Here is a 24,604-nt window from a genome sequence, read left to right as displayed (position 1 = left end):
AAGCTGGGGTAGTTCAGGATTCCACTCAACCCACAGCTGTAACAGAAGAACACTCCGAGGTTAGAGGAGCTTGCCGCTATCCCCGCTGCGAATTGACGGTTCCGAATAATACAAGGTGGTTACTATATCTTGCGCGTGATTTCCGAAATACTTCCCAAATATAGTAAGTCCTCCTTGATTAGGAGAGTCAGGTTTTGTTCCAATTTTAACCGTAAGGAAGGGGGAAGAATGAAGACGTAACTCATTTAAGGTACAGCCTGATATACGTTTACCATTCACCGTGCTATCTTCGTGATTAATTCGTAGATGAATCAGATTTCCATATTGACTCAAGTTGGATTTCCACCACGAGGGCGTCAAGATGCCACGAACGTCAGAAAAATTTCCGGGACTCGTCCAAGATCCTACATCTACGTCGTTGATTGTAAATAAAATATCGCTTTTCCACTCGTTGTTGGATCCGGGATATTCACTACAAATTTCCATAGAAATATCAAGCATCTCCGCATGTTGATTTGAGTCTAAAGGGTTTTGTAATCGATAAGATACAAACCCGGAGGAAAACCATAATAGCTGGGAGCGAATTCTATCGTTGCAAGTGAAACTACGAGGATCATCAATTACTCCGATAATCTTGGTCCTGCTGGCTAACCCGCAGGTGGGCTCGGCTTGGAAGTCCGAATAGTAACCGATAGGTGTTTTCTGAGTGACACGTTCAAAGGGGAGGTAAATCTTCGAAGGGAAAACTATTTCTATGGAATCGACAGATAAGGAAACTATTTTTTGGCGGCGATCTTCATGTTGAGAGTCTTCTTTTACCTGTATCAAGCCTGCTTGGCGTAGCTGGTTTAAGTGTCTCGAAAGCGTTGTCTTACTAAGGTGTAAAATCTTTGCCAGTTCGGTAGCGGTTGCGGGTTTTTGAGATAGCTGTTGGAGAACGCTAAGCCGTGAATCAGATGCCAGAGCCCGGTAAACTACTAGGGATTCCTTGTCCAGACGAAGTTCCATACCTAGTGTTCTCCGGGCTCTTTGCGATTAATATATTGTCCTTTCCAATTCTAGCTGCGGAGCTAGTTGTTTGCGTTAATCTGGTGTAGCTCCTTCAAATCGAATTTGGGCTTGCGGTCGTAGGTTAGTAGCCCATTGACCTCTTGTTCGACATCCGTGAGCTGGGTGTAACAGAATCCCTGCACATACTTTGAAGTGCAGAGCGCAGAAACAAGGCGTCGATAGGCAGATAAAAATTCTTTTTCGGAACATATGCTGAGGTAACTCCAGTCCGACTCCTGATTGGTAGCAAATCCCATACCCCCGCATTCAGTAACTAGAATGGGCTCTCCGCCATAACTGAACCCATTGGCGTATACCGGGCGTCCGCTAACATATTGCGACACTAACGCCTCCGGGGAGCTAAGAGTTTCACAGAATTCTTTGAACTCGGGGTCGTCTTCATTTTTTCCGAACCGATAATTGTGAATGGCACAGATATCGGTGACAGTTTGATCCCAACCATCGTTGGAACTCACCAGACGAGTGTTGTCGAGCGAACGCAACAAATGATACAGAGTCTGTGCCCAGTGCTGTTGTTTCCCATCTAAGTGGATATTGGGAACACCCCAGCTTTCATTCAGTGGTACCCAGGTTATGATACAGGGATGATTACGATCTCGCAGGTAAACCTCTTTCCAAGAATCGAAAATGGCTATTTGAGATTCCGCAGTGAAAAACGGGGTAGAGGAACATTCCTCCCAAACTAGAAAACCTAGTTTATCTGCCCAATAGAGAAAACGAGGATCTTCAAGTTTTTGATGTTTTCGGCACCCATTGAAGCCCATCTCTTTCGCCAAGGAAATATCCCGACGATAATCCTTATCTTCAGGGGCAGTCAGTAAGCCTCTAGGCCAATATCCCTGGTCAAGAACTAATTTTTGGTAGTAAGGCTTGTTGTTTAAACAAATAATTCCATTTTCTGAATGTATTTTTCGCATTCCGAAATAGCTGCTAACAGAGTCTATTTCAATATTTGAACCAATATCTATTAACGTTAGTTTAACTGTAAATAAATTGGGATATTCTGGGCTCCACAAGTATTCATCGCTGTCATGAAAACCTGTTCGGAAGACATCTGATTGCACGAGATCCACAGAAAACTTTAGTTTGGGCTCTATACATTTGGTACGTGTCTCTACGACCAGTTGATGGCGATAATAAATCTCCAAACCCAGCATAGTATTTCGATTGCTGGTTTTAGCTTTAATATTGAACTCAACAGTTCCACTGTCCAAATCGGGTTCGATAGATAGCGATTCAATATGTTGATCGTTTACAACTTCCAACCAAACCGTTTGCCAGATTCCGCTGCTTCGTGTGTACCAGATTCCCTGGGATTTCGGCATCCAGAACTGTTTGCCACGCGGTATTTCTTGGTTATCAAGCGGGTCATGAACTCGTAAACAAAGGCTTTGAACAGTCCCTTTTTCGAGGAAAGGTGTGACATCGATAGAGAACGGGGTCTCACCGCCGATGTGTTCTTTTACCATCTGGCCGTTAATAAATACTTGTGCTTGATAGTCGACTGCTCCAAAATGCAGTATTAAGCGTTGTTGTGGGGTTAAGGTCGGCGTATCAAAATCGCGTTTGTACCAGATAATGTCGTGTCGCTCTTGGACATTAATGCCGCTGAGCTCACATTCATAAACGAAAGGGACATTGATCTGCATCTTGAAAGGGGTGTCTTGTAAAAACCAACGCTCACGCAGACCCTCGTCTTCGTCGTCAAAGCAGAAATTCCATACTCCATTTAGATTCTGCCAGTTCTCCCGCTTAAACTGCGGACGTGGATACTCATTACGTAAATAGGTCATAGAAAGTCCTCCAATTACTTGATTCCGCTGGTCATATGCAGTGCTTCCATGAAATACTTTTGAGCAAAAATAAATATGGCCAGCATCGGTAGTAAGGCGATTAATGCGCCAGCGGTAGAAATACCAGGGTAAGTTTCGTATTGGCCTTGTAAAAGTTGCAGGCCAGGGGTTATAGCCATGCTTCCCACATCGGTGAGTACAATTGAGGGCCACAAAAAATCATTCCATGCCGCGGTGAAAGTAAATAACGCCACAACCGTCAAAGCTGGTTTTAATAAAGGCATTATCACATGTAAATAAATTTGAAGGTGGCTCGCTCCGTCTATCCTAGCTGCCTCATCTAGCTCATTAGGGATTGCCTTGGCGAATTGGTGAACTAAGAAAACATTGTAGACTCCGGCGGCTCCTGGCAATATCACAGCCAGGGGAGAGTTTAAAAGCCCCAAGGTGTCTACGATTTTATAGTTAGGAATTAAGCTAAGGACTGAGGGGAACATCATCGTCGATAGTAAAAATAAAAAGAGTACGTCCCTTCCCTTGAAATTAACTCGGGTGTATCCATAGGCTGCGAGTGAAACAACAATTAACACAAGCAGCGTTTCACCTACGGAGATTACCAACGAGTTGAAAAACCAAGTCAATACAGGTGTTTGTTCATTGGCGCTTAGTAGCTCGATATAGTTAGCCAAAGTGAATTTCTTAGGAATCAGACTAAAACTGCTAGAAATGATCTCATCTTTGGATTTGAATGAGGTGAAAAATGCCCAAACAACTGGGAATATCCATAGGACTGAGAGTACTAAGAGAATAATTCCGGCAAAAAATTTTTCAACGGTGCTAAACTTCATGGCTTACCTACCTTTGGCAAAGTTTTAGAATGATGAGTTCCACTGCGGAAACCAGGATGATTACCAGACCTAGTATCGTTGCCATCGCCGATGCCATTCCAGCAACCGGTACCCCTGATCCAAATGCATTTTGTTGAATACTCATGAGTAGTACTTTTGTGGAGTCATTCGGCCCGCCATTTGTCAGCATCAAGGGTTGGCCATAAACGTTGAACTGTAAAACGGTAGTTGTGATTACTGTAAAAAGCATTGGCAGTTGGATACTTGGGAGTTGTATTTGACGGAGAATGCGGAAATTTGAAGCTCCATCTATTCTTGCCGCGTCTATTTCTTCCTGAGAAACTCCGCCCAATGCGGCGATATATATAATTAAATTTTGTCCGATACACCACCAAACGGTGACTAGAATCAAAGCCAGCCATGCGTAAGGCTGCGTTTGAGTAACGTTGAGATCAAAATTGAACCATTCGGTAAAGGGGCCATAAGAACGGCTTAGCAAAAAAGCGAAAATTAGCATTACAGCTGAAACAGCGAACATAGAAGGAATGTAAAAAACTGCTTGAAAAATTTTCTTAAACTTTTGCTGTGTCTGTAGCATGGCAGCCAGTATCAAAGGGACTATTATGCATAGAGGAACAGTAAAAACCACGAAAATTATTGTTGCAGATAGCCCATTTACTAACTGGTCGTGGAATATTGAATTTTTATCAAATAGTAGTTCTCTATAGTTTGTTAGTCCCGTCCAAATCGGGTCATTGAAGAGCGACCATTTTGTGAAGGATGCATAGATCCCATAGACGACCGGAAATAAGAAAAATAATATGAACAGAACGCTATGTGGCCCTATAAAAAAAGTCGCCCACAGGCCATTGCGTATACGGCTCTTGTGTTTTTTGGTTTCGGATTTCATAACTATACAACCCCAAAAATGGTATGTTTTGATTTTTAAGTTTGGCGGGTGAGTACCCTGGGGTACTCACCCGCCAAAACAGGTGCTAAATATTACTTTTTCATTTTCTGTTCAGCGATTTTCTGGATATCTTGCATAGTTTGCTTGATATTGGCTTTGCCAGTTATCATGTCCCATGCCCTGGCGTCGACTTCGGTGTTTACATAACTGAGTCCAGGAGTGTTGATTACGTTGACAGATTTGGCGATGTTTTCTTGCTTTAACAGGAAGGATTGCGGCATACTCGCATATTCTGAGTTATCTAGCATGGCTTTAGCCGAGGGGTTTGCCCCTGACTTCAACATTTCGAGTTGGTTAGACTGTAGCCATTCCATGAAAGCCACCATACCCTTTAGCTTTTCATCGGATCGCCCACTCTTGTTCCTGATTATCACGTACTGATCAGCACCGGAACATTGGACTAGGTTTTCCAGAGCCCACTGGGGAACTGTTGTTTCTCCCCACTCGAATTTCGCGTCTTTTACTGTGGAGAGTTGCCAAGTTCCCTCGGGCATAAAAATCAGTTTACCGTTCATGAACAACTTGACTGCTTCCTTGCCGTCCGGAACCATGTATCCCTCGTCTAAAAGGTTCTTTAACTCTTCAAAGACCTTAGTAGAAGTATCGTTGTCTACGGAGATGTTGCCATTTTCATCAGTCCACTTACCGCCCATTTGTAGATAGAGATTATCGTAGTTCTGGAACGGCCAAGAGTTTGCATAAGAATAGACGCCATCGGCCTTAGCTGCAGCACCTGCCTTTTCTATTTCTTCAAAAGTTGCTATGCCGTCATCCATGGCGCCAGGGACATATTTATCGACTAAATCTTTGTTGTAATACATGACCCAGGTACCCATGGTTCCGGGGATTCCGTATTGAGAGTTATCCACCTGTCCTGCAGTCCAAGCGGCTGGCAAATAAGCATCTTTAGTTAGCTTCGTGCCTTTGATTAGTTTATCCCAAGAATCTAAAATTCCTTGGCTCTGCCAAGAAGGAACCTCTTCGGACGCCACCCACGCAATATCGGGTACATCCTTACCGCTGCGAGCCGTGGTAGCTAGCTTGGCGTTGAAGGTATCCTTCTTCATCGTGAGCATCTTAACTTTTATGTCCGGATTGGTCTTGTTGTAATCGTCAAAAGTAGCTTTTGCCGCTTTTGCATCGGGGCCCGTCACTTGGCTCCAAACTATTATTTCTGAGTCATTGCTTTTCGAGGAACTGCTGCTCCCGCTGCATCCGGATAATCCACCGAGTGCTAAAGCTGCAACACAAACGGTTGCAAGTTTGGCTATCCTTTTCATTATCACTCCTTAGTGATTAGATAATTTGCCATGCATCTTTGCATTCATCCTTATTTTGGCATCAATATGCGCTGGAGAAAATACAAATAGGCGTTAAATAGATGTATTTTTTTGCAATTTTTGTACTCGTATTTATAGCGCTATGCAAGATAGTTTGCACTTTGCGCAACTATCTGGGTTTAGCTAACGTTTAAGCAGTAGTGTTAGGGAGATAATTACCGGCTATCAGTCTGCGTGCGTTCAATGGTAGCTTTTTCTTGGAGAAGAATCGCTGATAACTTACGTGTGCGGAATATCCTGACAGGATTCCCTACGGAATTGGACTAGGCTTTGCGCTCACGCTAATGCTTTCCTGAAAAGTGAGATTTTGAAGTGGGAGCATATGGAAAGTTCCTTACAGGGAATAAGGTTTCTACTTCCCCAGCCACGCCAGGATTGCAGTTACCGCTGCCTCGATCCCGGTGGCCAGCGTGGGTTGCATGATGGGTGCAAACTTGGGGTTATGGTTGGGGTACCCCGGGTCGTCCTCGCGAAATCCTCCTAAGCCCCAATAGCAATAGGGGATCCCGAACGCATCCGGGATAGTACTGAAATCTTCCGAGGCCGGAACTTCGCCGCAGTCACCTACGCGCTCAGATCCGAAATGCGCCACAAACGCGTCAGTTACCGTTTTGGTGGTTTCGGCATCGTTATTGGTCAGGGGATAGGAATCGTAGAGCTCAAACTCGGCAGGCTCAGGGGCTCCGGCTGCCTCGCATTCCGCGTTGACCATCCGTTTTATTGCTGATAAGAGGTGTTCGCGCACCTGCAGATCGTAGGCGCGGATATTGACCAGCAAAGTGGCGCGTTCAGGAATGATATTCGACTTGGAACCGGCTTGCAGGGAACCTACGGTTACGACCGCCATCTTAAAGGGATCAATTTCGCGAGAAACAATAGTTTGCAGGCGCAGCACAATCGCGGAGGCGAGTACCACCGGATCGACTCCCATATGAGGCATAGAGCCGTGCGAGCCTTTACCGTACACCGTAATTTTCAAAGAGGCGCCGGTAGAGAGGATGGCACCGGAATGGGTACCGACGGAACCGGTAGGCATGGGGCCGGCGAGTACGTGCTGCCCTAAAGCCACATCGGGCTGCGGAATTTTGTCAACCAAGCCGTCTGCAACCATGGATTTTGCGCCCTCGGCGGTTTCTTCGCCGGGCTGGAAGAGGGCGATATGGGTGCCGCTCCACGTCTGCCGGTTTTCGGAAAGTATCCGGGCAGCTCCCAGACCGGCAGTAATATGCACGTCGTGACCGCAGGCGTGCATAACCGGCACTTCGTTGCCCTGTGCGTCGCGTCGCGTCATCGTAGAAGCGTAGACGAGTCCGGTGTCCTCTTTCACCGGCAAGGCGTCGATATCGGCGCGGAAAAGCGTGGTTTTACCCTCGCCGTTCTGGAGTACGCCCACAACGCCGCCTCCGATTCTTTGGGTTTCATAACCGAAGTCTTGCAGCTGTTTGTCAATAAAATCGCAGGTTTCTGTCTCTGCCATAGAAAGCTCGGGATGCTGATGTAGCCACTTGTAGGTTTCCTCTTGCCAGGAACCTAGCTTTTTTACGGCCTCTGCAAGATCGAAATCGCTCATCATAAACTCCTCCTATTTTTCTTAACTCTATTTTCTTCCCGATGCAAGAGCGCCCTCCTGCTTGGGGGAGAGGGATGGCAATTTAGCTGATTTCGTTACCAGTGGAGGGCGCTTTCGTTCCTGGAGGGCGATTTGGTCGCTGGAGGGCGATTTTGTCTTTGGAGGGTGATTTGGTTTGGGGAATTGGGGATAGGCGAGGTGAGGGGTGACGTTTTCACCCTCCCGCTACAAAAGCACCCTCCGGCGCGAATTTATAAGGGTGTTTTTCGGTGAATTAGCCACTTGTGGAGGGCGATCTTGTCTTTGGAGGGTAGAAATGTCCGGGGAGGGCGAAAATGGCCGGGGGTGAGGGCGTCCAAGTTTTTCGTTAGGGGCGGGGCTGGCATCGAGAGGTAGAAATGTGCAGGAGGACGAAGGGCGGTTGTATCCTCTGTATAACCGCAACAGAGACGCTGTAATACCGCAACGCAAGTACTGTAAAACCGCAATAACTAGCTTGTAGAACCGCAATAGTAGCCTTGTAAAACCGCAATAAAACGCCCTCTAAACCTCAATGACGTGCTAAAATCATTTTATGATTACCGATATGATCCCAAGAAACGTAAGAGTGTTGGCTGAAGAAATTTTAAGTGACACTCCAGTGCTGACGGTGTCGGGTGCGCGCCAAGTGGGTAAGAGCACCCTAGTAACGCAACTGCTGCAAAATCGGAGTCATCGTTTACTCAACTTGGATAACGCCGCGACCTTACAGGCGGCACAGACAGACCCTGACGGTTTTGTGCGCCAGTTCCCGGAAGGAATCATGGCAGTCGACGAAATCCAACGAGTGCCGGAACTTTTTCGTGCAATCAAGGCCGCAGTCGATGAAAATCGTCGCCCCGGACGGTTTATTATCACTGGTTCTTCGAACTTGATGAATTTGAAAGGCGCGGAGGAATCGTTAGCAGGACGTGCAGAAACTCTGCGTTTACGTGGTTTAAGCAAGGGGGAACGCGCGGGATTTAAAGAAGATTTTGCGGCAAATGCCTGGAATCCTCGCCCCCAACTACCAGAGTCCAACTTCGAACGCGGTGACTATCTGCGTCTGATTACCGAATCCTCTTTTCCCGAAATTGCTGAGGCTACCCCTCGCCGGCGTGACCGTTGGGTTCAGGCGTATGTGGAACGGGTATTAACCAAGGATGCTACCGAGCTGTACGGGATTCAGCATCCAGACCGACTGCGCCTCTTGCTGGGAAGAATTGCCTCGCTGGGATCCTCAGAATTTGTTGCCGCGCACGCCGGCAGGGAACTGAATATTCCAGAGCGGAGCGTTCCCGGGTATCTAAATGCTTTAAAAGACGTGTTCTTGGTTGATGTTTTACCAGCTTGGGGTACTAATCTAACCAGGCGAGTGGTTTCGAAACCAAAAGTTTTCCTGCAAGATCCCGCCATGGCGGCCAGCCTGGTAGGGGTAGATGCCGAGTCCTTGGAAATGCAAATTTCCAGTTCCTTTACCGGTGGGTTACTTGAATCTTTCGTGGCCACCGAACTTTTGAAACAACAAGAGTGGTCAGCAATACCCTTCAACTTGTTCCACTTCCGTGACTCCACCGGTAAAGAGGTAGATCTGGTTATGGAGTCAAGGAATCGCGAGGTGGTAGGGGTAGAAGTTAAGGCGGCAGTCAGTTTGCAGGGCAAAGATTTCTCCGGATTGCGTCACCTGCAAAAGTTAGCTGGCGACAAGTTCCGATGTGGAATCCTACTTTATGCCGGAAAAGAATCTTTGCCGATGGGGCCGGGTCTTTGGGTAATGCCTATCTCTACGCTCTGGACTGTTTAGCCGCTCGCGGAGGACGGCTACCAGGTGAGGGAGCGGCGTGGGTGATGCGAGAAAGCCGGGGGTGCTGGGATGGCTCCAGGAAACTTGACACTAGGACGGCGGCGGAGCGCAAACCGGGAAGTCGCTATTTTTTTGGCAGCAAAATGCAATTGGAAAATAAAAATTATTTCTGTATTTCCAAAGGTAGAGGGTATATAGTAGGGTGGTATGTGAGAAGATAATTAATGAGGCTTAATCGCCGTGAGCAGGGGAAATGGCCGCATTAACTCAGGGAGAGATAATCGTGAATTCGGGTTCCACTCGCGCAACGGGGCAAAATCGGAAATATCGTGCCCTCAAACTATTACTACCCCTACTGGCTTTTGCGCTGCTTTTGGGGTTCGGCCCGCAAGCCGGGGTGAGCTACGCGGAGCCGAGTGGGGATGGTACTTCAACTCCCACGCAGACTACTAGCACCCCCACTGATCCGGCTTCACCTGGTTCTGCTAGCGCCCCCGTGTCCTCGCCGGAAGAAAAAACCACTCCCGCAGACCCGGCAAAACCTGCCCCGCCAAAAGGAAATCCTGCCCCAGGACCCCAAGAACCCACTGGCGAAAGTTGCAGCCTGAAGACCTGTTTGAACAGTGCGAAACTGTTCTACGGCGGGCAAGAAGTCAAGAAAGATGACAAGGGTGGCTACGTAACCCATCCAGATACCCCGTACCAATTGCGGCTGGGATTTAAAGAAATCCCCAATACAGAACCAAGGGAACAGGGACAAATTCCCCTCGGTAAAGAGCTAACTTATGACCTTCCTAAGGGAATGGAAGCTTTCGCTACCAAGGATCCGAAAAAATTCTCTATTGATCTGGGCGATGGCAAATTCGTTGAGGGCAACGAGTATTGGGTAAAAGACAATAAAATTCACGTGAAGTTGCAAAAAAATGAAGAGTTAGAGGGTTCTGCCCAGATGGAATTCTATGTAACTCTGGATGTGAAGTTTGCGAAGGATGCCTCCAAGATTAATCTGAACGATAACCTGCGCATGGACGTGCTGATTTCTAATGATCCTGACCTGTCGATAACCAAGAGTGCGCGGCATGATTTCGCTGCCGGGAAAGTATTCTACACTCTGACGGTTACCTCTATCGACACTAATGAAAATGTGTTGATTTCCGACCAAATCAATGGCAAAGATAGCGTTCTCACCTTGGATTCTGAACCCAAGAACATCAAGGTGAAGTCAAATAAACAGAAGAATCTCAAACCGAAGGATTTGAAGATTGAAAATAACGGTTTCCATTTAACCATCCCGAAGATGACCCATAGGGAACAGGTTACGGTGGAGTATGCCGCTTCTGTCGACTACAGCAAGATTGACCCCGAGGTGGGCGGCACCATTGAGCAAACCAAGAATGATGCAAAGGTAGTTTCTGACCAGATTCCTGCAGAAAAAGAAACCACCAACGACCTGGCAAGCCAGCTAAAGATCGGTACCATCACCAAGAATGCCGGTACGGCTAAAGAAAAGGCTCCTAAGTCAGGAAAATACGAGCAGACATGGACACTGAACGTTAACAAGTACTCAAAACTGAACGTGGCGGGCAATACCGTCAAAGATTCCATCCCTGACAAGTACCAAACCATGATGAAATACTCGGGTGCAGGTATTAAGGTCGTGGTGAACAAAGATAAAAAGGACGAGCAGGGCAACCCCATCCAGGAAACCCGCGATATTAAGTGGGCAGATTTGGCTACCCACGGCGACCACGAGTGGTCATATATTCTGCCGAAAAATGATCCCGAAAAGTCTAGCTACGAAATTACCTACACCACCGAAGTAGACGTTTCCCAGCAGATTGTGCCAACCGCGGTGAAGAACGAGGCGTCCAACAAGAAGGAGAAGACCCCAGAAGGTCAGGAAGAGAAAGTTACCGTCCCCACCAACGGTCTCAATCCTCCCCATATTTTCAATGTTCAAAAGAAAGCACTTTCGGCAGATAAGGATAAGGTCACTTGGGAAGTGGCCGTCAATGTGGTTCCGCAAGGATACAAGTCCTTAAAGTTGACGGACACTCTCCCGACCGCCACGAGTGATGGTAAAACTTACCGAGACACGCTAAAGCTTGACAACCTCGTCGAAGATATCAAGGTTCACGACTTGCTCGAGGGCGAAAGCTGGACGTTCGCGAAAGATGAAAAGGACCCCAACAGTGGATTTAGCATCACCTTCTACCAGAACACGGCAAAGACTGTAACTGGTCTAAAGCCCAACCCCAAAACAGATCAAGATGGTAACCCCATTGACCGTCAGGTCACGGTTACCTTCACCACCAAAAACAACACGGATTGGGTGAATGCATACCGCGCTGGTGACGAGAGCCTCTACCGGCACGTCAACCGGGTGAAAGCGACCGCCAATGATGATATTGAACGTACTGCCTCGGCCTCTGCTACCCCGGATCCGGAAGGTATTCACAAAACCTTCAACGCCATTAGCTATCAGGAAATTGGCGGGGTTGACTATCCGGTATTCAACTACCGGTTACGCCTGGAGGGGCTAGATCAGTATAAAGGGGAATCTTTCAAGATTACTGACAAGTTCGATGCCCCGCTGTTAAAGCTGGCTGACCACCCGAAGCCCAATATCGACGGCAAAGAGCAACTAACGATAGATAAGAAGGAGAATGGCGAAATAACCTTCGAGATGAAGACTGCCGATTTGCCGAAGGATTCGGACGGCAAAATAAAATCCGTCTATTACCTGGATTATTCGCTAATCCCGGCTAGCCGGGCAGCACTAGATGCCATCAATAAGGATCCCAAAGGGGTAAAGGTTAGCAACACCGCGACCTGGGGGCCGGTGACTACCAAAGATGTAAAAGCAGACTACCTGTATGGTCCGCTCACCAAAGAGCTAACTGATAAGCCGACTTTGGCTAACAACTATGTGGCGTCCTTTAAAGTCACTATTAACCCCGGTGGCCTAGATATAGCTAATGGGGCGCCGACTGCGAACTTTAAAGACCAGATGACAAATTTGCGTCTGCAGCCGGAAACTTTAGAGATGACCCCGAAGGACTTTAACTATCATCCGGTCTATAAGGACGGGGTGCTCACTATGGAAGTTCCCAACAAACAGAAAGTAGTGGTCACCTATAAAGCCAAAGTAATCGGCAAAGACCTGGTTAACTACGGTAACGAGGTCGAGGTTGGTAAAGAACGTTCCGCGGTTAACGCCTCTGTAGCGGTACGGGTAGATGCCATCGGCAGTGCTCCCAACCCTGCGATTACTATTCACAAGCATGATGCGCGTGACTTGACCACCCAGTTGGAAGGCGCTGAGTTCGAACTCTATGAGATGAAGGACGGTAAATTCCAGCCACTGATGGGCAAGCTTAACCCAAACCAGGCTGAGAAAGAGCCCTTGCGGTTTACCACCGATGAAAAGGGAGAGGTAACCATAAAGGGAGACGAAGGGAAACTCGGTTGGACGTTGCTGGTCAGCGACGACAATGACCCGGAGCAACAATACGAGTACCAGTTGAAAGAAGTGAAGTCTCCTAAAGGCTACAAGCTGCTAGAGAAACCGCTGAACTTCACCATCCGCAAGAATCCTGCAGATGAAACCCAACAGTATGCAGGTGCCCATATCTATGTGGCCAACGAGCCGGAACCAGGAACCGATATTCCAGGTAAACCGGGTGACGTGCATAAGAAGCTAGGAAAGACGGGTGCGCAAGTTAGCGTGGCGCTGGGAGCCATGCTGGCGTGCCTCGCTGGAGGATACCTAATCCTACGTCGCCGCGAACAGTGGTAACCGATTCTTCCCAGCAAAGGATAGGTATGGGACGGTAAAAGCGCTCGGGGGACCCCGGTGAGCCTTGCTTCGCTCGGCTCAAACCCCCTCTCGCATCTTTTACCGCCCCGTGTCCTATTAAGCGGCTAGCTGCTCCGTCTGCGCACTTCGGTAACCTGTTAACGCGGGTGACGTAGGTGTGAAAAGAAAACGCGCGAGGACTAGGTTTTATCCGAGTCGGCTAGGCGGGCGCAAAATTTGGAAAACGGAGCGACGTTTTCCAAATTTTTGGGCAGGAGGAAAAACCTAGACCCCGCGCAGAGCATCGACGGTTAAGTAACTCAGTAACCGGATTTTTGTAGGGGCGGGATTCTTCGCAGGAGCAGGGCGAATATTACTACCAGGGAAATCAAGGTGGCGGTGAGGGTGACTAAACCTGACCAACCCCAGTGATACCAGGCAATCCCTCCTACGGTGCCAAAACAGGAGCCTCCCAGGTAGTAAGAAATGGAATAGGCGGAGGCAGCTTGCCCGGCAGCACCCACTCCCGCCACGGCACGAGCGGTTACCCAGCCGGAGGCGGTGGCGTGGACTGCGAAGAACCCAATAGCGAAAACTATCAGCGCGGGAATCACGATCCACAGAGTTTCAAAAATGGTCAGTAACAGCCCGATTAAAGTCAGGAGTGCCGCGAACGGCATTACTCGCCGCCGGCCGTAGCGGGCAACTAGGTTGCCACTCACCGAGGCGGCCAGGGAACCAAAAGTATTAACCAGGAAGAATCCGGACACTATCCAAGTGGGGAAAAGGTAAGGGGCAGCGCTGAAACGGTAAGGCACCATATTGAAAACCGCCTGGTAGGCTCCCAGCGTTAAGGCGCCAATCAGGAATAACAAGGCTAAACCGGGCTCGCTCAACACCGCTTTGGTGTGGGCTATCAAGGTTTTTATACCTGGGGGAGACTTCTGGAAGTTTTCTTGCGGGGGCAGTAATCGCCACACCAGCAGTGAAAACAAAACTCCGGCCACACCGATTGCGGTTAGCACCCAATGCCAGGGTAGGAAATGGGAGATGACGCCGCTGAGGATCCGCCCAAAGAGACCGCCCAGGCCGGTGCCGGCAATATAGACCCCCGCTGCCCTAGGTAAATCCCGGGCGCGCACTTCCTCCGCCAGGTAAGCGGTAGCCACGGCAGGCAGACCCGCCGCCGCAATCCCTTGCAGGAAACGCCCGGCAAGCAGCAGGTGCCAGCTGGGCGCGAACCCGAGCACCATACCCACCAGAGAAGTTACCAAAATAGAGGTGAGGATGATTGGTCGGCGCCCTAGTCGCTCCGAGGAAGGGCCGACCAGGAATAAGGCAAGCGCGAGGCCTGCGGTGGTGAGAGACACTGTCAGGGACGCCGCCGAGGGATCCAGATGAAAATGCTTGGAGATTTGCGGCAGTAGCACCTGGGTTTCGTACATTTGCGCGAAACTGACGAACGCGGCAATAAATAGCGCGAACTCGATGCGCCGGTATTCGGGGTCTCCCCGGGAGTAGCCAGCGCTATCGCTTCTGTCCGCAGCCATAGCGGCAGTCTACGCCTTTAGGGATTTTGACCCACAAATAACTGCCAGAATCTGAACAGTTTAGGCGTTTTGCAGCCGGCGGCGCACCAGCACTACTCCGGCAGCCAGCGCCAAGACCCCCAGCGCTAGAGCCGCACTAATTTCAGAGCCGGTAGGAGGCAACGGGGGAGTCTTCTTTGGCGGAGGAGGAGTATCTCCCGGTGGAGGGGGCGGAGTAGTACTAGGCGGGGTTGTAGCAGGCGGGGGAGTTGATTCTGGGGGAGGAGTAATGTCAGAAGGAGGAACTGTGCACTTGTTAGTAATCAGGAAGCCTCCGGCAGCGTCTCCGCGGATTTCGCCACGGTATCCCTTGATTTCCACCTCGGAAACACTGTATTCGGCCAGTTTGCCATCAAGATACTTTGGTAGACCAGTGAATTTACCTTCCCAAGAGTTACTGGGATTTAGAGTTAGTTTTTTCCCGGTATCTTTACCATTTGCCAGTAACTGCACCTCGATTTGGGTGACATCTGGACAACTCTTATGGGGGTTAGACCATTTCTTGGCAACTTCTATTTCGGTGGCCAACTGATTTTCCAAGGAGATGGAATAAATCTTATTTTCCTGGTCTGCGGATTCGCCGCTTACGACCAGCTGGTAGCCATCGAGCTGTTTGCCTTTTCCGTCATGTTCTCTGAAGGTAATCGGTAGTTTCTTGCCGGTCTTCGCGTCGATTAGGGTGTCGGGATTGGGGAAGTTCTCGACCGTGGCCATCCAGTTGTTTTCCTTGCTCAGTTCCACCTGGTCTACCTGGAACCCGCCGACTAGCACGTCCAGGGTTATCTTGGTAGGACGCTGCGCGGGGTCATCGCCCTTCCAGGACTTCTTAACCCGAAGCTTCCATTTTTCGGGGCTGCCGAAGAATAGCTGACCATTATTGGCAATCCCCGCGCCGCTGATGCCTAACTTAGTAGCGGTATTATTTTCGATAACCACCCGCGCGATTTTTTCAGCGAGTTTCTTTGAGTCTTCGCTGGGCACCGACTTGAAAGCTTTATTTTCATTGATTTCCGTATCGTAAGGAATCAGCTTGTTATCGCCGCCCTCTTTATAACGAGGCAGTTGCTTAGCTAGTTCCCAGTTAGAGTGAACACCATAGATAGAGCCATCCTGATACCAGAGGCGCTGTCCGCCGCCTAGCATTCGGGGGCTAACGGAAACCGGTTGTCCTTCACGCGGTTCACCAGCAAAATGCTTGGTGATACCGGCAAAATCATCCCCGGCACCATTGAAACTTTCATATTTAGGGGTGTCCTCGGCGGAGTTCCCATAAAATGCGACCCCGCGAGTAATGTTCAGCGTGGTATGCCCGGTGGGACAGTTCCAAACCCCGCCCCCTTGCTTACTGATGGGACGATTGTTGGCGCCGATTAAATATGAATCTTTAACCGTGTTATTTCTAATCAGGGCGTTATTAACGGTCAGTTTGGCGGAAGTGTCGTTGTAAATGGCCCCGCCACCCCAAAAACCTTCCGATTTGTTTTCCGAGAAATGAGCGGCGTTAATTGTCGATTCCGCTTTACCACCAAAAGCGATAGCGCCCCCGGATTCTCCAGCATTATTTCCGGTAAAAGAACCGCCGTTGATGGTTATGGTGCCTCCATCGGTGTCGATAGCTCCGCCCCATCTATATGCCTGGTTATTGCTAAAGTCACCGCCGTTGATGGTTATGGTGCCTTCATTGGCTTCGATAGCTCCGCCCCAGCCTTTAGCAACATTGTTATTGACAGCACCGCCAGAAATTTCGGTTTCTGATTTGTCTAAATAGAGAGCTCCGCCGTTACCTTTGTATTCCCGGCTAGCCTGGTTTTCATGCAGGTTTCCACTGCTCATCTTGAAGGATCCGTTCTCAAGGGCTAGCGCACCCCCACGTTCCGTGAAGTTGTCGTGAATATTTCCACCCGAGATATTCACGTTAGTGTACGCGCCAAATACTGCGCCGCCGTAGCCGTTACACCTGGAGTTCTGAACGCTGTTGTCTGCTATTTCGCCGCCCTTGATATTAAGGGTCGCGGCTTTTTCTTCACTACCCCAAACTCCCAAGGCTCCCCCTTCGAAAAAGCCTTTATTGCCTTTAATGGTGCCACCAATGACTGTGGCTGTCCCGTTATGGACAGTAATTGGCGCTAATTTTATGTCTTTTAAGTCGTCGCATTTACTATTTGCTTTCGTGGTTACCTTATCCTCTGGCATGGTGTTCTTTGAGAAGTCGGCAGTATCGCTCATGCTGAAGTTGCCACCATCAACAAAAATCACCGGACCCGCAGGGGCGGAATCGTAAATAGATCCGGCACTAAAGTTCAGGTCTCCGTTTACCGTAAATTGTGCTTTGGTGAAAGAGGGGCCGGACAGGTTCAGTTTCCCGCCGGATTTAATTTCCACTGCGGTGGCGTTAGTGCCGGTAACTGTGCCTGTTCCCTCTAGGGTGAGTTGTACACCCTCGGGGACTACCAGCGGTTTTGACTGCTCGCTCAGGGTTAGGGTGCCGGTCACCGTGAGGTTGTGTTGCCCGGGAGTAAGCTCGCTGGTTTTGGAAACCAGGTCGTCCCAGTCGGAGACGCCCTCGGCTGCTGCCGGATTGGTTGACCCTAGCGCCACAATCACCGCGAGGGTCGCGAGAGTGGCTACTAACTGAAAAACGGAGGAAACTTTTTTCTTTATTAGCACATTTTCATTTTAGGTTATCTTCTGAAGGTTAGCAATGGGTGTAGGGGAGCATATATCCACAGTCAACACGTTTTTGCAGGTAGCCGTAGAAAATGAGGTGGTACGGCGCGAAAACTGGCAAGTGCTAGCCAGTCTGATAAACGCTTCCTGTGGAAAACCCGCCCAAAACTGCGGAGGGAAAAGGAAAATTAGTAGACTCCGTATTTGGTAATCACTTGCAGGTCACTTCCCCGCGGCGTGGACAAATTTTCCCTAGTTGGCGGCGGAAGATTAAAAGATGAGAAGAGGACGTCGCTGTGGTCAGGTTGCGGGGAAGTAGAGGGGGTTCGCGCCACTCATCGCGCTCCGCCTCCAGGCGAAGCAGCTCCGCACATTATCAAACTGGCACCACCGGGTATTACAGTTTCCGCGCGCGCCGGGAAAATAATGCTAAAAGACGCTCTCGGCTACGTAAAGCTGCGGTGGGAGTACTCACCGTGTTCAGCCTAGTAATCGCCTATTTAGCTTGGCAGCATCCCGGTATTACTAAGGCGCAGGTAGATTTAAACGATGGCGGAATCTGGGTAACTAACCAGTCAGAGCACCTGGTGGGGCACCTTAATTTCCCGGCGCGCACCCTGGATGGAGCCGTACGCTCTAAAGCTGGACAGTTCGATGTTACCCAGGCGGGCGAAAACGTACATTTCCAGAACCAAGCGGCCAGTGAAGCCGCCAAAATCGACCCCAAGAAAGTACGCCTGGAAACCTCCTCCTCCCTGGGGAAAGGGGAGCAAATCGCTCAATCCGGGGAAAATTTAGCGATTCTAGATCCCCAATCCGGTCTGCTTTGGAGCGGGAAAGACCTGTTAGGGGTGGAACGCAACCGGGCTAATGCCAGCGTGCGTTCCCTGCGTGGTGCCCAACTGGCGGGAGGGGAAAAAGGAACTTTCTTCCTGGTCTCGGCTACCACCAAAGAGCTGATAACCGTGCGAAAAGAAGGCAAACTGTGGAAAGACGAGCGGGTAAGTCTGTCCCAGCTGCCACTTAACGTCAGACTCGAGGTAGCGGGGGTAGGAGACCAGGCAGTCGCCCTTGATGGTGACCAAGGAATCCTCTATCTACCTAGCGGGAAAAGGATCAAATTGCAGGGTTCGCAGTTAAAGCTGCAAGAATCTGGACCTAATAAGCCGTTTGTTCTTCTCGCTGACCAGGATAAATTACTGAAAGTTGACCTTTCTAGCGGGGGAACTAGCGAGATTCCCTCCGGGGGTAGCAGCGGCACTCCTGCCCGCCCGATGGTGAAAGCCGAGTGCGTTTATGGGGCGTGGGCAGGCAGCGGAAAGTTCGTGCGGGAATGTTCCGGGAAAGTTTATCGCCCCTCCCAAGAGTTGGAACGGCTAAAATCCGCACAGAATCCGGTATTCCGTAAGAACCGTGATTTGGTGGTACTAAATGACACCGCTGACGGTGCAGTCTGGTTAGCCGACAGAAACATGGAACTGGTAGATAACTGGGACGAAATCTCCACCATGTTAAAGAAACAAGAGGAACGGGAAGATTCCCCGCAGCTGACCGAAGAAATCGCGCAGAAAGATCGACAAAAGGAAAACACTCCGCCGGTAGCCCGAGATGACGTTTTTGGGGCGCGGCCAGGGAAGATAACTACCTTGCCGGTGCTGGAAAACGATTCTGATACCGATGGGGATTTACTGACTGCCGAAGTAGTGGGACAGGCAGCGCATGGTCAGGTTAAACCGGTGCGCGGGGGAGCGGCCTTGCGGATCGAGCTGCCCGCCGATGCCTCTGGAACCATTAACTTTACCTACCAGGCAAAAGATGGTAGAGGCGGGGGGGATACCGCCAATGTGACTGTAAACGTCACCCCGGAGTCGCAAAACAATGCTCCAACCCAAAAGCGGGTACCTACCGTAGTAGTGGAATCGGGCAAGCAGATAGAATATAACGCCCTGCCCGCCTTTAGTGATCCCGATGGGGATCCGGTGTTCCTGACCGGAGTATCCGCCAGTAGCGAGAACCAAGTCGAATATCGGCAAGAAGGCACCCTGGTAATCCGCAACCAGGGCGGCTCTGTCGGGAAAAAAGAAATCAAGGTACTGGTTTCTGATGGACGTGACGAAATCACCGGGCGGGTGATGGTAGATGTGCGTGCCGCCGGAAATGTGCCACCCGAGGCAAACGGGGATATCGCGTTTGCGCGGGCAGGAAGCACTATCACTATCCGCCCCCTCGCTAATGACACCGATGCGAACGGAGATCCCCTCACATTAGCGGGAGTCAATATCGAACGAACCGGGCCGCAGGTCACCCCAGATCTGGCAGGCGGAACTTTATCTTTTAAGAGTGAACAAGAAGGCACCTACTATTTGACCTATACCGTGTCTGACGGGCCAGCTACCGCCACCGGGGTTATCCGGGTAGATGTCACTTCCGCGGGCAAACGCGGGAAACCGGTAGTAGAAGACGATATGGCGGTACTGCCCGTTGGTGGGCAGGTGCTAACCGATGTACTCGCCAATGATGCCGACCCGGCCGGGGAAGTGCTAGTCACCCAGGCGGTAACCGTGGGGGAGTCCTCGCCGCTGCGGGCAACCGTGATGGATCATTCCCTGTTAAATATCACCGCTCCCCGGGGAATCACCAAAGCGGAAACCTTAAAATACCAGGTGTCCAATGGGTATGAAAGTGCCGAAGGGGTAGTTACGGTTATCCCTATGAGGACGCAGTCGGCCACTACGCCCCCCAACGCTAAACCAGATGAGGCTAAAGGGCGCGTAGGGGATGTGACCAGCGTGGACGTGTTGGCTAATGACCGCTCCCCGGTGGGGCTCACCTTGAAACTGTCTCCCAAGTTGCAAACCTCTACCCCGGCGGAGGCTGGGAAGTTCTTTGTCACTGGAAACCAGGTACGCTTCTTGGCGAAGAAACCTGGCAAATATGAAGCTACCTATACGGTGACGGATACTAACCAGAATCAGGCCAGTGCCCGGGTCAGCGTAGAGATAAAACCGGCTAATGCCTCCGATAATGCGGCTCCCGAGCCGCGGGTAGTCACTGGTCGGGCAATCTCCGGGCAAACCACCCGGATACCGGTGGATCTGACCAATATTGATCCCGATGGCGATTCGGTTTCCCTAGTGGGGATTGCGGATGCCCCCAAGATGGGGGTAGTTGATATTGGCCCCAGTTGGCTAAACTACCAGCCAGTAGCGGGGAAAATCGGGACTGATACTTTCAGCTATATCGTGGAAGACCGCTTCGGTAAACAGGGAACCGCCCGGGTGCAGGTAGGAGTGGCTCCCGCTGCTGCCCTTAACCAAAATCCGCAGGCTAACCCGGATGAAGTGCGGGTAAGGCCGAATCGCGCCCTCGCAGTGGCAGTAACCGCGAACGATACCGATCCTGATGGTGACGGAGTGAGCTTGATTGCGGAATCGCTGCAAAGCCCCCGGGATGCTCTGAAGGTTTCTGCACGTCAAAATGCAGTAGTGCTTACTACTCCGAAGAAAGCGGACTCTTATGGGATTCAATACTCCATTAGCGATGGGCGGGGCGGACAGGATACCTCGATAGCTACTGTGCAGGTAGACCCGCATGCACCGTTGCAGGCTCCCGAGGCCGCCGATGACTTGGTGACCGCGAAAGAGGGGGGAAAGAAAGTTGGCGAACCGATTGTAGTAGACGTCCTCGCCAATGATATTGACCCTGATGGGGATGGCGCTGCCCTGACCGTTAGCTGCCAGCAAAAAGGGGTGACGGTAAGAGGAACTAAGCTGGTGATTCCGGCGCCTTCTAAGCGGCAACTGGTACTCTATAAGGTCACTGACCAGGATGGTTTAAGCGCAAATGCCATAGTTAATGTACCGGGGGTTTCCGAACAAAAACCCTATATCGACCCCGATACCGTGCCGATAAAAGCCCAATCCGGAGAAACTCTGACTGTTGACCTGGCTTCTTACGTGGTTACTCGGAAGGCACGCAGCCCCCATATTCATTCTGCGAAGGCTATTACCTTGGGGGCTGGATTTTCCGGCGGAGTGAAAATGTCTGGAGATGACTCCTTCCAAGTGACTATTAGCCCCGAATTTTTTGGGAAAACTTCCCTGGTGATGCAGGTCAGTGACGGGAAATCTAATGACTCTTCTGCTCTTAGCGCCTCCCTGACCCTGCCGATAGACGTGAAATCCAACGATAACCGTCCCCCGATTTTCACCCCCACACGCCTAGACGTAGCTGCTGGTGAGGAAGCTATTACCACTAATCTCGCGGATATGGTTAGCGATTTAGACGGCGATGACCCCGCCAAAATGCGTTACCGCCTGGGGGCAGTTCCTGCCGGGATTAAAGCTTCGCTGAGCGGTAGCCGGCTCTCGGTTTCGGCAGATGCGGGTAAAGCCAAAGGTAACGCGGGCAATATCGAAGTCACGGTAGAGGACGCATCCGGACCGACTACCGGGAAAATTCCGGTGCGGGTGGTCAGCTCCACCCGCCCCTTAATCCAACTCACGGCGATTGATTTGGAGGGCGAGTCCGGAAAAACCCTCAGTATCGATTTGAATCGCTATGCCACCAACCCCTATCCCGGAAAACCCTTGAAAACTGTGGGATCGCCCAATGTAGTGCAAGGATCCGGGCAGGCTTCGGCTTCGGGAACTCGGCTAGAGGTTACCCCGGCCGCTACTTTCAAAGGCGATATGGTGGTGTCCTATACCCTGCAAGATGCCTCTGGTGACCCTGACCGTCAGGTGACCGGCACCGCGCGGATCAGGGTAGTGACGGTACCGGATGCCCCCACCGCTGTAACCGCTGCCGTTAAAGAATCCACCACTGTCACTATTAACTGGATAGCTCCGGCAGCTAATGGGGCGCCAATCACCGGTTATAAAGTTACTGATTCAGTTTCGGGTAAATCAGTTACCTCTACCGCAACCATGGTTGACTTCCCAGGGCTAGAACCTGGGAAAAAGCATAGCTTTACGGTGGTAGCCACCAACCGGGTGGGGGATTCTAAACCCTCGGGAGCATCCCCGGCGATCGAGGTAGAGGTTACTCCCAGCATCCCCGGCAATCCGAGAGGTGTCACTGGTGATAAAGCCGGGACTGCTACCCTAAAATGGGATGCGGCTACCACTAACGGAGGATCCCCCATAGATCACTATGTAGTGACCATAGATAAGGGCAATCCTAGGGAGGTTAAAGGTACCACTTTGAAAGTTACCGGACTTCCAGGCGGCTCCCACACATTCACGGTTTACGCGGTCAATACCAAACCCGGCCCTACGGATGGGGCTAGTTTTACTACCTTCGATAGCTTCAAGAACACCGTTTCTGCCACATTGGCGCGATCCGCAGACCCCCGAGGAGCTTCAGTATCCTTAGACTTCACTGTTCCTGCCGGTGACAGCGGAGAATGTTGGGCAACTGCGGTAGAGAGAGCAGAAGTGATAAACGGTAACTTTACTTACTCTGACCCTTATGCGAAGGAAGAATTGCAAGTCGCCTACAGATGCAAATTTAATCGTAACGGTAAAAAATCTGGTACGGTCACCGCCAATATGCCGGCTAGGGATAATCCCAGTATTAGCGGTATACGCGAAGATGAAGGCGCAAAAACTAAGACTGGGACGGTTATATACGTGGATGTGCAAGGATTAGATGTTTGGGATATCGACAAATACTTAGATTTGGAAGTTACCGGGCAAGAGAAAAATACCCACAAAAAACTTAGGTGGAATCAACACAAAGAGAACGCTATCTCGGGGAGCGGTTGGACTATTATTCTGACGAACTTGAAACCCGGTGATGAATGGACGATTACTGCAACACTAAAATTCAAATCTGGCGGCACCTCCATAGATTACAAGCAGATAGTTATTTCAATCCCCGATCCCAGCCCCGCGGAGCCTCCGGATGAGGAATCGGCGTCATCTGTTTCTTACCTGAACAATTGGTTGAATCTTAATCCTTTGATTCCGGTGTCAAAACCGCTATACCCGCAGCTGATTCCACTGACACAGCTGCCGACTGTATCCGGTGATAACCTACCCCTTTGGCGCGACCCGATTACTCAAATCAAGTGGCGCGCCCTCAGTAACTATCAGAACCACAACCCCAGTCATAGCGGGCGGGAGTTACCTGCCCGGCAAACCGAAAGGCAGATAGCTCTATGATCCTTAAACAGGCAGAAGCCGCCGATTTTTCCACCCGTTTCGCGCAAATCGCCGAAAACGTTGATCAGGCGATACTCGGTAAAGGACACCAGGTACGCCTGGTACTCGCGGCCTTCTTGGCAGGTGGACACGTACTTTTAGAGGACGCACCCGGAACTGGGAAAACTGCCCTGGCACGCGCCCTCGCCGCCTCCGTAGCTGCCTCGCACAGCCGGATTCAGTTCACGCCCGATATGTTACCCACCGACATTACCGGGGTGACCGTTTATGACCAAAAAACCAAGCAGTGGGATTTCCATGCCGGCCCGATTTTCGCCAATATCGTGCTCGCGGACGAAATCAACCGCGCCAGTCCCAAAACCCAGTCGGCACTGCTAGAAGTAATGGAAGAACGCCAGGTCAGCGTGGATGGGGTGGTACATCCGGTAGATTCGCCATTCCTGGTGATTGCCACTCAAAACCCGGTGGAGCAGGCAGGCACCTATAAACTTCCCGAAGCGCAGCTAGACCGCTTCTTGATTAAAGTTTCCCTGGGGTATCCCGATCAGGAAACTACAGTGAAGATCTTGTCGGGAGCTTCCCAACCTGACCTATCGAAAGATTTAACCGCGGTGGTAAAAGCGGAAGAAATTAATGCCTTAGGAGAAATGGGGCTGCGCAACTATGTAGATGAGCAAATCACCCGATACGTGCAGCAACTAGCGGAAGCCACCCGCGAAGATGATGCCGTTAACCTGGGGGTTTCTACTCGGGCGGCTATCGGGATGATGCGGATGGCGAAAGTGTGGGCGGCTTCTCAAGGACGCCACTACGTATTGCCAGATGATATAAAGACCCTGGCAGTGCCAGTTTGGTCGCATAGGATCATTATGGATGCCGATGCCCTCTTTGAGGGAGCGACCGCGCAAAGCGTAGTCGAGAGGGCGCTCAATGAGGTACCTCCGCCAGTGGATTCGCAGGCCTAAATA

The 24,604-nt window shown here is 50.5% G+C and carries 12 protein-coding genes; 4 read left to right on the top strand and 8 right to left on the bottom strand.

Annotation, left to right across the window (positions count from 1 at the left end; translation table 11 throughout):
* Positions 1-60: 60 nt before the first annotated feature.
* From BQ5456_RS02635 to BQ5456_RS02610, 6 genes are all read right to left on the bottom strand, one after another.
* Positions 61-1,008, bottom strand: coding sequence for an ArsR/SmtB family transcription factor (locus BQ5456_RS02635; RefSeq protein ID WP_071128621.1), 948 nt, complete (start codon positions 1,006-1,008; stop codon positions 61-63).
* A 62-nt stretch (positions 1,009-1,070) separates the two neighbouring features.
* The gene (locus tag BQ5456_RS02630) at positions 1,071-2,864 is read right to left on the bottom strand and encodes a glycoside hydrolase family 2 protein (protein ID WP_071128620.1); all 1,794 of its coding nucleotides are present in this window, start codon (positions 2,862-2,864) and stop codon (positions 1,071-1,073) included.
* 14 nt (positions 2,865-2,878) lie between these two features.
* Positions 2,879-3,712, bottom strand: a complete 834-nt coding sequence (locus BQ5456_RS02625; protein ID WP_071128619.1) for a carbohydrate ABC transporter permease — start codon at positions 3,710-3,712, stop codon at positions 2,879-2,881.
* 7 nt (positions 3,713-3,719) lie between these two features.
* Positions 3,720-4,310, bottom strand: coding sequence for a carbohydrate ABC transporter permease (locus BQ5456_RS02620; protein WP_235858520.1), 591 nt, complete (start codon positions 4,308-4,310; stop codon positions 3,720-3,722).
* Positions 4,311-4,714: 404 nt separating this feature from the next.
* Complete coding sequence (locus tag BQ5456_RS02615; RefSeq protein ID WP_235858519.1) at positions 4,715-5,836, bottom strand: extracellular solute-binding protein; 1,122 nt, start codon at positions 5,834-5,836, stop codon at positions 4,715-4,717.
* Between the two features lie 538 nt (positions 5,837-6,374).
* Positions 6,375-7,592, bottom strand: a complete 1,218-nt coding sequence (locus BQ5456_RS02610) for an amidohydrolase (protein ID WP_071129896.1) — start codon at positions 7,590-7,592, stop codon at positions 6,375-6,377.
* A 574-nt stretch (positions 7,593-8,166) separates the two neighbouring features.
* Here BQ5456_RS02610 and BQ5456_RS02605 point away from each other — a divergent pair.
* A complete protein-coding gene (locus BQ5456_RS02605; RefSeq protein ID WP_071128616.1) occupies positions 8,167-9,414 on the top strand; it encodes an ATP-binding protein in 1,248 nt (415 codons plus the stop codon).
* Positions 9,415-9,667: 253 nt separating this feature from the next.
* A complete protein-coding gene (locus BQ5456_RS02600; RefSeq protein ID WP_071128615.1) occupies positions 9,668-13,213 on the top strand; it encodes a SpaA isopeptide-forming pilin-related protein in 3,546 nt (1,181 codons plus the stop codon).
* Between the two features lie 320 nt (positions 13,214-13,533).
* Here the strand turns inward: BQ5456_RS02600 and BQ5456_RS02595 are convergent, their stop codons facing one another.
* Together BQ5456_RS02595 and BQ5456_RS02590 are read right to left on the bottom strand one after the other, a co-directional pair.
* Positions 13,534-14,763: an MFS transporter gene (locus BQ5456_RS02595; RefSeq protein WP_071128614.1), complete on the bottom strand. Its 1,230-nt coding sequence runs from the start codon at positions 14,761-14,763 to the stop codon at positions 13,534-13,536.
* A 60-nt stretch (positions 14,764-14,823) separates the two neighbouring features.
* Positions 14,824-17,469, bottom strand: coding sequence for a Cna B-type domain-containing protein (locus tag BQ5456_RS02590; RefSeq protein ID WP_071128613.1), 2,646 nt, complete (start codon positions 17,467-17,469; stop codon positions 14,824-14,826).
* A gap of 296 nt (positions 17,470-17,765) precedes the next feature.
* Here BQ5456_RS02590 and BQ5456_RS02585 point away from each other — a divergent pair, with 296 nt between their 5' ends.
* Entirely contained in the window at positions 17,766-23,636 is a 5,871-nt protein-coding gene (locus BQ5456_RS02585; RefSeq protein WP_143037004.1) for an Ig-like domain-containing protein, read from the top strand.
* Complete coding sequence (locus BQ5456_RS02580) at positions 23,633-24,601, top strand: AAA family ATPase (protein ID WP_071128611.1); 969 nt, start codon at positions 23,633-23,635, stop codon at positions 24,599-24,601. The genes BQ5456_RS02585 and BQ5456_RS02580 overlap by 4 nt, the downstream gene beginning before the upstream one ends.
* Positions 24,602-24,604 lie beyond the last annotated feature (3 nt).

Source organism: Varibaculum massiliense (genome assembly GCF_900106855.1).
Classification (GTDB): domain Bacteria; phylum Actinomycetota; class Actinomycetes; order Actinomycetales; family Actinomycetaceae; genus Varibaculum; species Varibaculum massiliense.
Note: the sequence above shows the minus strand (reverse complement) of the source record. Positions and strands in the feature narration are given on the sequence as shown.